Below are 13,299 nucleotides of genomic sequence, written 5' to 3' on the forward strand. Positions count from 1 at the left end.
AAAAACCCCTGCCGCTATGCGGTCGGGGTTTTTTTATCGTCTATTTTGTCTTTTGCCTCTTGCTGGCCAACACTATCCTGCGCCTGCTGCTCCCAATAATCCCGCTGCAGCCGTTCTTTTGCAATCGTACACATGAGATTCACGCTTTAGCGCTCCTTTCATTTAAAAGGTGGTGATTGGTCGTGTTTGCCCTATCTAATATACTCTTTTCCTTTCATTCCTATGCGGTAAACAAAAAGATCCTTTGCCTTCAGTGGCAAAGGATCTTTTTCTTATTTATACGTCACAAGGAAGTATTTTTTCTTCCCGCGGCGCAGAACAGTAAATTGATTTTCGATACGGTCTTCAGCTGATAGGGTATAATTTATTTCCGTCTGGCGTTCACCGTTAATGTAAACAGCTCCGTTTTGAATGTCTTCACGCGCTTGGCGTTTAGAAGGAGATAATTTAGATTGCACCAACACATCTACAAGTGAAAACTCTTGGGTGCTGTCAACTTCCATAGAAGGAACATCTTTAAAGCCTACCTTTACGTCTTGAGCAGAAAGCTCTTTAATATTGCCGCTGAACAGCGCTTGGGAGATGTTGATGGCTTGCTCCAGCGCCTCGCGTCCGTGAACAAGTGATGTCACTTCTTCTGCCAGGCGTTTTTGTGCTTCACGTTTTTCTGGCGCCGTTTCTGTTTTTTCAGCGTATGCTTCAATTTCCTCTTTTGAAAGGAACGTAAAGTATTTCAAGTATTTGACAACGTCACGGTCGTCTGTGTTGATCCAGAATTGATAGAATTCATATGGCGATGTTTTTTCTTTATCAAGCCAGATCGCGCCGCCTTCCGTTTTCCCGAACTTCGTGCCGTCTGCTTTTGTGACAAGCGGAATCGTTAGGCCGAACGCTTTTGCTCCTTCTTCTTCTGATTTTCTGATCAGTTCAAGACCCGCTGTGATATTGCCCCACTGATCGCTTCCGCCGATTTGCAGTTTACAGTTTTTGTCTCTGTAAAGATTTAAGAAATCATAAGATTGAAGAATCATGTAGCTGAATTCTGTGTACGAGATGCCGGATTCAATTCTTGAGCTGACCGTATCTTTTGCCAGCATGTAATTGATGCCGAAATTTTTACCAACGTCTCGAAGGAAATCGATCACATTCATTTTGCCGATCCAGTCAAAGTTGTTCGCGATGACAGCTGGGTTTTCTGCTGCTTCAAAATCTAGAAATCTGGACAGCTGGTTTTTGATTTTTTGGGACCATTCGGATACGATGTCAGCAGTGTTTAATGTACGCTCTGCTTTTTTTCCGCTTGGATCACCGATGAGGCCCGTCGCGCCGCCCACAAGCGCAATCGGATGATGCCCTGCAAGCTGAAAACGGCGAAGTGTTAAAATAGGCAGCAGGTGTCCGATATGCAAGCTGTCTGCTGTCGGGTCAAAGCCTGAGTACAAGCGAATTTTTTCTTCATTCAGCTGTTTATTTAACCCTTCTTCATCTGTCATTTGCTGAATCAATCCGCGGAAGGATAAGTCTTCAAGTAAGTTAGTCATAAGATAAAGCTCCTTTTTTGATTAAAATAAAAAACGCCCCTTCGTTTACACGAAGGGACGATTGATTATCGCGGTACCACCCTACTAATAAGAGAATGCAAACATTCGTCTTATCACTTTGCCTGATAACGGATCAGGTCCGTTCTTTCACTACTGAAAGCCTGGCCGGCTTTGTTTGCAAAAGCGGTTCATGAGTGTATTCGATATATCCGTCTGTGCTGATTTTCACCGGCCATCAGCTCTCTGGAACGTAAGGATATTCTACTTGTCTCAATCTTTACCTTTTCATATGAAGCTATATCATTTTTAACATAAATAAAATCCTGTGTCAACGCCGCCTTTTAATCCTCCATTGTTGACAGATCTCCAGCCGGCAGATTAAGCTCCCATGCCTTCAGCACGCGCCTCATGATCTTTCCGCTTCGGGTTTTCGGAAGCTTATCTTTAAATTCGATCTCACGCGGAGCCGCATGGGCTGCAAGACCCTGCTTTACAAATAGGCGGATCTCTTCTTTCAGTTTATCAGACGGCTCAAATCCTTCCCTGAGTGCAATAAAGGCTTTAATGATTTCTCCACGCACCGGGTCAGGCTTTCCGATTACGCCTGCTTCTGCAATAGCCGGATGTTCGACAAGCTTGCTTTCCACTTCAAATGGGCCGACGCGCTCACCGGAGGTCATGATGACGTCATCAACTCTGCCTTGGAACCAAAAGTATCCCTCTTCATCCATGTAAGCAGAATCCCCAGACACATACCAGCCGCCCGGCATGAAATACGATTCATACTTTTCAGCGTTATTCCAAATGGTATGCATCATGGAAGGCCAGCCCTTTTTGATGGCGAGATTGCCCATTCGGTATGGCGGTAGCTCGTTGCCTTGATTGTCAACGATCGCTGCCTCCACTCCTGGAATCGGCTTACCCATTGAACCCGGTTTAATATCCATGCAAGGATAGTTGCAGATGAGCTGACTGCCCGTTTCGGTCATCCACCATGTATCATGAATTCGTTTGTTAAAAACTTTATGTCCCCATCTGATGACTTCCGGATTTAGCGGCTCACCGACACTGAGCACATGCCGTAGTGAAGTTAGATCATATTTCGCAGCCATTTCATCTCCCGCTCCCATCAGCATCCGAAAAGCGGTCGGCGCGCTGTACCAGACATTGACGCCAAGCTGTTCAATCGTTCCATACCAGCTTTCCGGGCTGAAACGTCCGCCGACGATGACATTTGTCGCTCCGTTCAGCCACGGTGCAAAAATGCCATATACCGTACCTGTCACCCAGCCTGGATCAGCCGTGCACCAATAAATGTCTTCTTCCTTTAAATCAAGGACCCACTTTCCTGTTTGATATTGCTGAATCATCGCTTCATGGACATGCAGCACGCCCTTTGGCGTACCAGTGGAACCTGATGTATAGTGAAGCAGAAAGCCGTCTTTTTTATCCATCCATTCGATATCCAGTCTTGTGCTTTCCTGTTTCACTGCTTCATCATAATTGATGATATTCGTGCCGCTCTCAGCCTCTCCCCCGACTACGAAGACATGCTGCAAGTGAGGCAGTTTGTCTACCGGTATTCTCTCCAGCAGCTCAGGCGTTGTGACAACAACCTTTGCCTCACTGTTTTCAAGCCGGTCTTTCACCGCTCCCTCCATAAATGCTTCGAACAGCGGCCCGGCGATGGCGCCAATTTTGATTGCGCCTAGCATAATAAAATAAAGCTCGGGTGATCTCGGCATAAAAATAAAAACGCGGTCCCCTTTTTCCACATTTCCATACCGTCTCAGCACATTCCCGGCTCTGTTTGATTCTTCCTTCATTTCTTTAAATGTGTATTTTTCATCCCTTTTTGCGTCTTTATAATAAAGCGCTACTTTGTTTTTTCGAAACGATTCGGCATGGCGGTCAATCGCTTCATACGCCGCATTCAGTTTCCCTGTCTCATGCCAAGAGAAATGTTTCTCTGCCTCGGCCCAATCAAAATGCCGGTACGTTTCTTCATAGTTTTTTAAGTTATGATCCCCCTCTATTGCTGGTAACGCTTTCAAATTCATGCCCAAACATCCCCCTTTGCTGAAGTTGTCACAATTATTATAGTATATATTCATATTCTTCTCAATTTTTAAAATATAAACCATGTTGAAAACGCTTTATAATTTGGTATTCTTAAAGAAGGCATGTATTTTTATAAGAATTGATGGGACGGTGAATTAGTGGAACATCATAAAACATACCATTCAGCAAACATCAAAACAGCAACCGGCTCTTTACTGATAGAAGGGCCTGTCTCTCCAGAGGATTTGGCAGGTTATGAGTTTCATAAAGATTTAACCGCATTTCGTCCGCCTCGCGAGCAGCATGAAGCGCTAGTCGACATTGCAGGCCTTCCCGAAGGGCGCATTATTATTGCCAGAGACGGCCGAACCATTGTCGGCTATGTCACGTATTTATATCCTGACCCGCTCGAAAGATGGTCTGAAGGAAATATGGAGGACTTGATTGAGCTCGGAGCCATCGAAGTAGCGCCGGACTATCGGGGATGCGCTGTCGGAAAGACGCTCCTGACCGTCAGCATGATGGATGAACAAATGGAAAACTACATTGTGATGACGACAGAATATTACTGGCATTGGGATTTAAAAGGGATGAAAAAAGATGTGTGGGAATACAGAAAGATCATGGAAAAGATGATGAATGCAGGCGGATTGGTCTGGTTTGCAACGGATGAGCCGGAGATCAGCTCCCACCCTGCAAACTGTCTGATGGCCCGCATTGGAAAAAACGTCAGCCAAGAATCAATTGAGCAATTTGACAGGCTCCGTTTTTATCATCGTTATATGTATTAACTGACACTGACAAAGGGGAAAAAATAATGATTGTTGAGCAAATCATGAAAAGAGATGTCATTACATTAACGAAGACGGATACGCTTGAAACAGCAATATGCAAATTGAAGGAATTCCATATCAGGCATCTGCCTGTTGTAGATGAAGAACGACACGTGATCGGCATGATTACAGACAGAGACATGAAACAGGCCAGCCCGAGTATTTTTGAAGAAAACAAACGAAGCCTATTTCTCACACGAAGCGTAGATTCAATTATGAAAAAAGATGTTGTCTGCGCCCATCCGTTAGATTTTGTCGAAGAAATATCAGCCGTGTTCTACGAGCATGGCATCGGCTGCCTTCCAGTGGTACACCATCAAAAATTAATAGGCATTTTAACAAAAACCGATTTGCTGCGGACGTTTGTCAAATTGACAGGCGCTGACCAGCCGGGATCGCAAATTGAGATAAAAGTAAACGACATCACCAAAAGCCTCGCTGAGATCAGCAGTCTTTGCCAAGACCTTCAAGTGAAAATATTAAGCGTGCTTGTTTATCCGCATGACGATCCCGGTGTAAAAGTGCTTGTCTTCCGTGTAAAAACGATGAATCCGCTGCCGTTTTTGCAGGCATTACAAAGAAATGGACACCACGTCGTATGGCCGTCAGAGCAAAGGGATCTGCTATGAGAGACAGTGTATTTATCTATTCTCCATCCTACCAAACCTATATGTTTCATCAGGAGCATCCCTTTAATCAGCAGCGGGTTCTGTTAACATATGATTTGCTTAAGATGATCAATGCCTTTGATGATGGAGACATTGTCACCCCCAGACTCGCTTCAGAAGAGGAGCTTTCCCTTGTCCACACGGACGATTACATTCAGGCCGTAAAGCTTGCGGGCGCCGGAAAGCTTCCCGCTGAAGAAGGAGAAAGCTACGGGCTCGGCACTGAAGACACACCCGTCTTTGCCGGCATGCACGAAGCGGCATCCCTCTTGGTCGGCGGCACTTTAACGGCCGCAGACTGGGTCATGTCAGGACAAGCCCTGCATGCGGCAAACCTTGGTGGAGGGCTTCATCATGGCTTTCGCGGGAGAGCATCAGGATTCTGCATATACAACGACAGCGCTGTGGCGATTCAATATATCCAGAAAAAATATAGCGCCAGAGTGCTTTATATTGATACGGACGCCCACCACGGGGACGGTGTGCAATTTACATTTTACGATAATCCTGACGTATGCACGCTGTCCATTCATGAAACAGGAAGGTATTTATTCCCTGGAACCGGCCAGATCCAAGAAAAAGGCAGCGGAAAAGGATATGGCTATTCCTTTAATATCCCGCTTGACGCTTTTACAGAGGATGATTCTTTTCTTGAGGCTTACCGGACAGCAGCTTCAGAAGTCGCCGCGTATTTCGAGCCTGATGTCATTATCAGCCAAAACGGCGCCGATGCCCATTACTACGACCCGCTGACGCATTTATCAGCAACAATCAATATATACGAAGAAATCCCCCGTCTTGCACACACTTTGGCTCATCAATATTGTGGAGGGAAATGGATTGCAGTCGGAGGCGGCGGATATGATATTTGGCGTGTCGTGCCCCGCGCCTGGGCCAGAATATGGCTTGAAATGAAGGGAATTGACCCGGGACACGAGATCCCGCCGGAATGGATTGCTAAATGGCAAAAACAATGCCCCGTGGCCCTTCCGTCGAGCTGGAGCGATCCGGCTGATTTATATCCTCCGATTCCCCGCAAGCCTGAAATTACAGAAAAAAATGCCCAAACTGTCAGCAAAGCATTATATGCGATACGTTCTGAACAGCAAAGAACAAAGTAAAAAACGACCTTTACGAAGAGGTCGTTTTTGATTTTTTGATCACTATTTCCACACGCCGATTTTCCTTCATGTGTTCATTTGTCTTGTTATCCTTCACCGGCTTTGTATCCGCATAACCGACAGCAATAAAGCGCTTGGAGGGAAGCTTCTCTTTAGACGTGAAGTATTGAATCACTCCACTTGCCCGTGCTGCTGATAGCTCCCAGTTCGACGGGTATCGGTATGTCGAAATGTTTCGGCTGTCTGTATGCCCCTCCACCTGAATGTCATTTGGAATTGTTTGAAGAAGAACGGCGATTTGGTGAAGAAGTGTTTCGGCATTTTTCAGCACCTTTGCCTCACCTGTATCAAACAGCACAGCCTCCTGAAGAACGAGCACGACACCGCGTTCATCCCGTTTGGCTGTCATTTGGGCCTTCAAATGATTGTCTTTTATATATGTATTTACTTTCTTGAGAAGCTGATCCTGCTGATCCTCTTGCTTCTTCGTATCAGATGGGGATGTATTCTTTTTTTCTATGGATGTTTGGTCCGGCTGAAGCCCGTTGCCTTCCTTCTGGATCGAGTCCACTGCCGCTTTGAATTTCTGCAGATCAATTTGGGACATCGAAAAGAGTAAAATAAAGAACACAAGGATCAAAGTGATCAGATCTGTAAAGGTTACCATCCAGCTGGACGAAGATTGACTGTTTTTTCCGCTTCCATTCCTTCTTTCAAAACGTTCTCTTCTAAGCTTCATGTACAGATCCCTTTTTTGTTTTTACTTGTTTTGGCTGCTTCTGCCATTCTTCCCGTGAGCTGAAAACGACCAGCTGGCTTTCAAGGTTGCGCGGGTTTTTTCCGGATTGAACACCGATAATCCCTTCCACCATTACCTGCTTGATGAAAATTTCACTTTCTGTTTTCTCTTCAAGCTTAGCCGCGATCGGGTTGAAGACCATATTTGCCAGTAATGAACCATATAAAGTCGTCAGAAGCGCAATGGCCATGTTTGGTCCGAGCATATGCGGGTCGTTTAAGTTTTTGAGCATCAGCACAAGCCCGACGAGTGTTCCGATCATTCCCCACGCCGGAGCGAATTCTCCCGCTTTTTCAAAAACTCGCCGCCCTTTTCGGTGCCGTTCCTCCATTGCTGCGATTTCTGAATCCATGACGAGCCGAATCGTTTCTTCATCCCAGCCGTCAATCGCTAAAAGCAGCCCTTTTTTCAAGAATGGATCTTTGATTTCCCGAGCCTGATCATCCAATGATAAAAGCCCGTGTTTTCGCGCGTGATCGGAAAGGGAGACAAAGGTTTTCACAAGATCTTTCACATTGTCTTCCTGGCGGATGAATGCCTGCTTTAACACAGAGGGCGCTTTTTTCAGCTCTCTTGGCGGAAAACTGATAAAAACAGCGGCGCAAAGTCCCCCTGTTACGATGAAGAAAGAGGTCAGATCAAGAAAAGAGCGGAAACCGCTTACTCCCGATCCCGAAATAATCCCAATAACAATAATAATCGTTCCTAACACAAATCCAACAGGTGTAAGATAATCAAAACGTTTCATCATTTCTCCCCATGAAAAAAGCAAGAATTCACCATAAAGGTGAAGCTTGCTCTTTGTTTTTCTTATGACTTGGTTGACTTTCTTAGCTCTATACGGTGCGGCAGTTCGACGATATGCTCTTCAACCGGCTCTTTATTCATGAGCTTCGTCAGCAGTCTCATCGCAACGGCGCCAATATCATATGTCGGCTGAACAACTGTTGAAAGCTGCGGGCGAACCATAAGGCTTAATCTTGTATTATCAAAACCGATAATGTCGAGATCCTCCGGAATGGATAAGCCCTGATCCTGAGCAGCATGGATAATGCCCAGTGCCATTTCATCAGTTGCAGAAAGAATGGCTGTCGGTTTTTTATCCAGGCTCATCAGATGCTGCAGTGCTTCGAGTCCGGAATCATATGTGTAATCCCCTTCAGCTACAAATTGTTCATTAAACGGAAGGTTCGCTTCTTCAAGCGCACGTTTGTAGCCTTGGAGTTTTTTCGAACGGTTGATCGGTTCTGCCATTGGTCCGGAAACGAACGCGATGTCTGTATGTCCTTTATCAACCAAAAGCTTCACGGCATCATAAATCGCCTGTTCGTAATCGATAGCGACTGACGGTGTTTCCTCCTGCTCTTCTACAGAAGCAGCAAGTACGATCGGCACTGGGGAACGCTTAAATTCCGCCACATGCTCGTCCGTAATGTTTCCGCCCATAAACACGATGCCGTCCACTTGTTTGCCGAGCATTGTGTTTAACAAGTGCAGCTCTTTCTCCATGTTTTGGTCAGAGTTGCTCAAAATAATATTGTATTTATACATTGTCGCGATATCTTCAATTCCGCGTGCAAGCTCTGAATAGAAAATGCTTGAGATATCGGGAATGATGACACCTACAGTTGTTGTTTTTTTACTTGCCAGCCCTCTTGCCACCGCGTTTGGACGGTAACCGAGACGTTCAATGGCTTCCAAGACTTTTTTCCGCGTTGTCGGTTTTACATTCGGGTTGCCGTTCACGACACGGGAAACGGTTGCCATGCTTACATTAGCTTCTCTCGCTACATCGTAGATCGTAATATTGCTCATCCTAAAACCACTCCTTTTACTGGATACACTTATCCTTATCTATAGCATAAACACTTTATGTAGAGAAATGTCATAATGTCCGAATTTATGTCGTTTATGATTTGTAAGCGTAAGTCAGTAGTGTACATTATTTTTCATTATTCATCAAATTTAATTACTTCTCATGAAATTATACACGTTTTTATAGATGATGAAAACGTATACTTGGTTTTTATAACTAAATAAACGAGAAAGCATAAAAAAAGGCCGCAGGCGCGGCCTTTTGGATTGTTCAATTAAGCGTTGACTTTCACCATTGGCTTCAGTTCATTCAGCCATTTTTCGAATTCAGGAATCGCCATTTGCTGAGCAGAGTCAGAAAGTGCGACTGACGGATCAGGGTGAACCTCAGCCATTACGCCATCTGCACCGATTGCTAAAGCGGCTTTAGCTGTCGGAAGCAAGAGGTCACGGCGGCCTGTTGAATGCGTAACATCAACAAAGACTGGCAAATGCGTTTCTTGTTTCAAAATCGGCACAGCTGAAATATCCAGCGTGTTTCTCGTTGCTGTTTCATATGTTCTGATTCCGCGCTCACAAAGGATAATTTGGTCATTTCCTTGTGACATGATGTATTCAGCAGCATTGATGAATTCAGAGATCGTTGCAGCAAGACCACGTTTCAGAAGCACTGGCTTTTTCACTGCGCCGGCCGCCTTCAGCAATTCGAAGTTTTGCATGTTGCGCGCTCCGATTTGAATGACATCAATGTAGTCCAGCGCTTCTTCGATATGAGCCGGAGTTACGATTTCACTGATAACCGCCAGATCAAATTCATCCGCTACACGTTTTAAAATTTGAAGGCCTTCAACACCAAGCCCTTGGAAATCGTATGGGCTCGTACGAGGCTTAAAGGCTCCACCGCGCAAAATTTTAATCCCTTGTTTTTTCGCAGCTGCAGCGACTTCAGCTACCTGCTCATAGCTCTCTACCGCACATGGGCCGACAATGAATCTTTGCTGGCCGTCTCCGATTTTTTCGCCTTTGATATCAACAATTGTATCTTCAGGTTTTTTCTTGCGGGAGACAAGCAGCGCTTTGCTGTGATCTTCTTCCTGAAGCTCTAAACCGGCTTTGAATATCTCTTTAAAAATGTGCTGGATGGTTGAATTTTCGAACGGCCCGTCATTGTTTTCAATGATATTGTTCAACATTGTGCGTTCTCTGACAGGGTCAAATCGGTTGACACCCTGTGCTTCCTTCGCTTTACCGATCTCTTTTACAACATTTCCGCGTTCGTTGATTAGTTTTAAAATTTGTAGGTTTAATTCGTCTGCTTTCTGCCTTAAAAGCTCTAACTCTGTGTTGCTCATTTTTTTCATCCTTTCCCTGCACATTCATTTTTTATTTTGTAGTTATCATGCATCTTACTATAAGTAATTCCAAATGGAAATACTGAAATACAAAAAATTTTATAAAAACTCTACTTTATTACCCAAACGCTTTTAAGTGATAAAGTAATCTATGAAGCTATCCTACATGATGTGAGGGCAATGTTCAAGGGTTTTTTACAAAAAAAAAGCGCCAGATGATATCTGGACGCTTTTTTCTATGACAAATGCTGCTCAATAGCGGCTTCTGTAATTTGTGAATGTGAGGTATGCCATTTCACTTCACCGTTCTGGATGATGAATATCTGAGGGCTTTCATGCTTGACCCCATATGTTTCTGCAATGAAATTGGACAGCGGCCGGGCTTCTTGTACTTGAAGATAGTAAGCCGGCACATCCTCATGCTGATTTGCAAAGGCATCAAACTCATGAAATGCTGCCTGGCTGATCGGGCATGTGGTGCTGTGTTTAAAGAAGACGAAAACGCCTTCCTGTTCTGCAATCCGTTTAAATTCTTCCTCAGATTGAATAAGCTGTTTAGCCATGACTCAAGCTCTTCCTTCCCTGCTCAGCGATTCAACTGCTCAGCCTGTTTTTGTGCATCTTTCAGTTCGTCTTTTACATCTTCTTTCGTCTGGAGGACTTGATCTTTTGTTTCATCAGCCGCCTGCATCGCTTCTTCCCTCATATCTTGCATTGCAGTCGATGAATCCGTTTTGTCAGATTTGGAACGGTCTCTTAAATCCTTTACCTTGTTCATGATCTGCCCAGACTGATCCGCTACAAGCTGTGTGATGTTGGAAGTTTTGTCTTTTGCGATGCTGACATATTGCGTGCCTTTTTCCTTCGCATCTGCCGTCATTTTATCAGTTTTGTCCCGTAAAGCAACAGCTTGGCTGCCGAGATCGTCGCGAAGTTCTTTGCCTGATTTAGGCGCTAGAAAAAGAGCTGTAGTGGCACCGATGATTCCCCCGATTAAAGTTCCGATTAAAAAATCTTTACTATTAATTCCATCTTTGCTCATCATTATTCCTCCTCTTAGTATTTTTTTCTTTACAGGGCTGATTTTTTCTTTTGCTTCCATTTCTCCCAAATTTCCATTGCTGCTTGACTCCATGTAACAACTTGATTGATCTTATCTTGATTTTCTCTAACTGATGCCGATACAGACCCTGCCGCTTGTTTCATGGATGTATTGAACTGCTGTACAGAAGCTCCCACTCCTTGAACAGCATGAACGACCGTATTCAGCTTTTCTGATTTTTCCTGAATATCTTCAGCCAGGCGGTTGGTCTTATGTAAAAGCTCGGCTGTTTCAGTTGTGATGCCCTTCATTTGTCCCTCCAGCCCTTCAAGAGTGGATGCGACGTTTTTTAGTGTCAGCTGCAGTGACTTCAATGTTTTAGACAAGTAGATCACTAATACGAGAAATGCAACTGCGATGAGTGCAACGCTCAAATAAAGAATAATAATCATCTCAAACCTCCTTGCTGCAGGATATACTGCTGTTTACCCGTTTTCTTCAATCATAAACATGTGTACTGGGCTGTATACATACTATTCTCCGTTATGTAAGAAAATCCTTTAATAAGCTTTCCCATCAGATAAATAAAAAGCAGTGAGATCACTGCTTTTTATTATGCCATGACGTTTTCGTAGGCTCTCATATATTTTTGGATATCTCCTGCTCCCATAAAGATGAGAACGGCTTTATCATGAGCTTTTAAAACAGATGTGTCATCTTCTTCAATCAGCTTGGCATTATGAATTTTTCCCTGGAGATCACCGATCGTCAGCTTTCCGGCATTCTCACGGGCTGAGCCGAAAATATCGCATAAATACACACAGTCAGCGCCGCTCAGGCTTTCTGCAAATTCGTCAAGAAACTGCTGCGTCCGTGTAAATGTATGAGGCTGAAATACCGCGACAATTTCCCGATCAGGATATTTCTGTCTTGCCGCCTCAATTGTCACTTTTATTTCTGTCGGATGATGAGCATAGTCATCGATCAGCACTTGATCCCCAAGCTGCTTCTCATTGAATCTGCGTTTGACGCCCCCAAAGGATTTGAGAGCATGCTTAATGATGCTGGAATCAATTTCTTCATAATGGCATAACGCAATGACCGCCAATGAGTTTAATACATTGTGGTGGCCGTATGCAGGAATATAAAACGTATCATAGAACGTATTGCGGACAAAGACATCAAAAGTTGTCCCTTCCGTGCTTTTTACGATGTTTCTGGCTTGAAAATCATTTTCTTCCCCCGTGCCGTAATACACAACCGGGACGTTCGCATGGATTTTCGGCAGATGCTCATCGTCTCCGCAGGCAATAATGCCTTTGTTGACTTGAAGAGCCATCTCTTGGAAAGCGTTAAATACATCGTCAATGCTTGAGAAGTAATCAGGGTGATCAAAATCAATATTCGTCATAATCGCGTAATCCGGCTGATAGCTTAAGAAATGGCGGCGGTATTCGCACGCTTCAAACACAAAGTATTCGCTGTTTTCATTTCCCTGGCCTGTTCCGTCTCCGATTAAGAAAGACGTCGGTTTTGCGTTTTGGATCACGTGAGCCAGCAGACCCGTAGTCGACGTTTTGCCGTGTGCGCCCGTAACGGCAACACTCGTGAATTTTTTCATGTAGTCGCCTAAAAACTTATGATAACGTATCACCGGAATTCCCTCAGACATCGCTTTTTCTATTTCAGGATGCGTGTCTGGGAATGCGTTTCCGGCGATGACTGTCATGCCGGGTTTAATATTCTCCGCGCTAAAAGGAAGAACCGTAATATTTCTTTTTTCAAGCGCTGTTTGCGTAAAAATAAATTTTTCGATATCCGATCCTTGGACAGTATATCCATTATCATGAAGTATTTGGGCAAGCGGACTCATACCGGTCCCTTTTATTCCAACAAAATGATAAACAGTCATAATTGTACCTCCAACAAACGTCTATCTGTTCCCCAGTATATGACGCTCATTTCAATTTGCGACCGCGGCGGCTGAAAAGCCTCCCTTAGCGGCGTATTTTATATGTTTTGTTATGTTTAGTATCAGGTTATTTCTTTCCGATTAAACCCAGATAT

14 protein-coding genes and 1 other annotated feature are annotated in these 13,299 nt (G+C 44.4%); of the genes, 3 read left to right on the forward strand and 11 right to left on the reverse strand.

Annotated features, from left to right (window positions below):
* Window positions 1-14: 14 nt before the first annotated feature.
* The 3 genes from sr7p to acsA form a co-directional block, all read right to left on the reverse strand.
* A complete protein-coding gene (gene sr7p / locus AC0OMU_RS15420) occupies window positions 15-143 on the reverse strand; it encodes a small protein SR7P (RefSeq protein ID WP_015483566.1) in 129 nt (42 codons plus the stop codon).
* A gap of 129 nt (window positions 144-272) precedes the next feature.
* Window positions 273-1,541, reverse strand: a complete 1,269-nt coding sequence (gene tyrS / locus AC0OMU_RS15425; protein ID WP_474241278.1) for a tyrosine--tRNA ligase — start codon at window positions 1,539-1,541, stop codon at window positions 273-275.
* A 50-nt stretch (window positions 1,542-1,591) separates the two neighbouring features.
* Window positions 1,592-1,828 (reverse strand) — a binding site (T-box leader).
* 54 nt (window positions 1,829-1,882) lie between these two features.
* The gene (gene acsA, locus AC0OMU_RS15430; protein WP_474241279.1) at window positions 1,883-3,601 is read right to left on the reverse strand and encodes an acetate--CoA ligase; all 1,719 of its coding nucleotides are present in this window, start codon (window positions 3,599-3,601) and stop codon (window positions 1,883-1,885) included.
* Window positions 3,602-3,760: 159 nt separating this feature from the next.
* Between acsA and acuA the strand changes: the two genes are divergently transcribed.
* From acuA to AC0OMU_RS15445, 3 genes are read left to right on the forward strand one after another with little or no spacing between them, the layout of a single operon-like run.
* On the forward strand, window positions 3,761-4,393 hold the full coding sequence (gene acuA, locus AC0OMU_RS15435) for an acetoin utilization protein acetyltransferase AcuA (protein ID WP_003229296.1): 633 nt from the start codon (window positions 3,761-3,763) through the stop codon (window positions 4,391-4,393).
* Between the two features lie 26 nt (window positions 4,394-4,419).
* Window positions 4,420-5,064 (forward strand): acetoin utilization AcuB family protein, encoded by a 645-nt coding sequence (locus tag AC0OMU_RS15440; RefSeq protein WP_003229294.1) that lies wholly within the window; start codon window positions 4,420-4,422, stop codon window positions 5,062-5,064.
* Window positions 5,061-6,224: an acetoin utilization protein AcuC gene (locus AC0OMU_RS15445; protein ID WP_015483569.1), complete on the forward strand. Its 1,164-nt coding sequence runs from the start codon at window positions 5,061-5,063 to the stop codon at window positions 6,222-6,224. The genes AC0OMU_RS15440 and AC0OMU_RS15445 overlap by 4 nt, the downstream gene beginning before the upstream one ends.
* 10 nt (window positions 6,225-6,234) lie before the next feature.
* Here AC0OMU_RS15445 and motS read toward each other — a convergent pair whose 3' ends face one another.
* The 8 genes from motS to murC all read right to left on the reverse strand — a co-directional run bounded on the left by motS (window position 6,235) and on the right by murC (window position 13,144).
* Window positions 6,235-6,963 carry a flagellar motor protein MotS gene (gene motS, locus AC0OMU_RS15450; RefSeq protein ID WP_003229290.1) on the reverse strand — a complete coding sequence of 243 codons (729 nt, stop codon included), beginning with the start codon at window positions 6,961-6,963 and terminating at the stop codon, window positions 6,235-6,237.
* The gene (gene motP / locus AC0OMU_RS15455; protein ID WP_014477672.1) at window positions 6,953-7,771 is read right to left on the reverse strand and encodes a flagellar motor protein MotP; all 819 of its coding nucleotides are present in this window, start codon (window positions 7,769-7,771) and stop codon (window positions 6,953-6,955) included. Before motP ends, motS begins: the two co-directional genes overlap by 11 nt.
* A 62-nt stretch (window positions 7,772-7,833) precedes the next feature.
* Window positions 7,834-8,838, reverse strand: coding sequence for a catabolite control protein A (ccpA, locus tag AC0OMU_RS15460; RefSeq protein ID WP_003229285.1), 1,005 nt, complete (start codon window positions 8,836-8,838; stop codon window positions 7,834-7,836).
* 275 nt (window positions 8,839-9,113) lie between these two features.
* Complete coding sequence (locus tag AC0OMU_RS15465; protein WP_003223454.1) at window positions 9,114-10,190, reverse strand: bifunctional 3-deoxy-7-phosphoheptulonate synthase/chorismate mutase; 1,077 nt, start codon at window positions 10,188-10,190, stop codon at window positions 9,114-9,116.
* 236 nt (window positions 10,191-10,426) lie between these two features.
* Window positions 10,427-10,753: a bacillithiol system redox-active protein YtxJ gene (gene ytxJ, locus AC0OMU_RS15470; RefSeq protein ID WP_015251445.1), complete on the reverse strand. Its 327-nt coding sequence runs from the start codon at window positions 10,751-10,753 to the stop codon at window positions 10,427-10,429.
* Window positions 10,754-10,776: 23 nt separating this feature from the next.
* The gene (locus AC0OMU_RS15475) at window positions 10,777-11,232 is read right to left on the reverse strand and encodes a YtxH domain-containing protein (protein WP_004398549.1); all 456 of its coding nucleotides are present in this window, start codon (window positions 11,230-11,232) and stop codon (window positions 10,777-10,779) included.
* 29 nt (window positions 11,233-11,261) lie between these two features.
* Entirely contained in the window at window positions 11,262-11,684 is a 423-nt protein-coding gene (locus tag AC0OMU_RS15480) for a DUF948 domain-containing protein (RefSeq protein ID WP_003229276.1), read from the reverse strand.
* A 161-nt stretch (window positions 11,685-11,845) separates the two neighbouring features.
* A complete protein-coding gene (gene murC / locus AC0OMU_RS15485) occupies window positions 11,846-13,144 on the reverse strand; it encodes a UDP-N-acetylmuramate--L-alanine ligase (protein ID WP_474241280.1) in 1,299 nt (432 codons plus the stop codon).
* Window positions 13,145-13,299: the final 155 nt, after the last annotated feature.

Source organism: Bacillus sp. FAU18 (assembly GCF_056033885.1).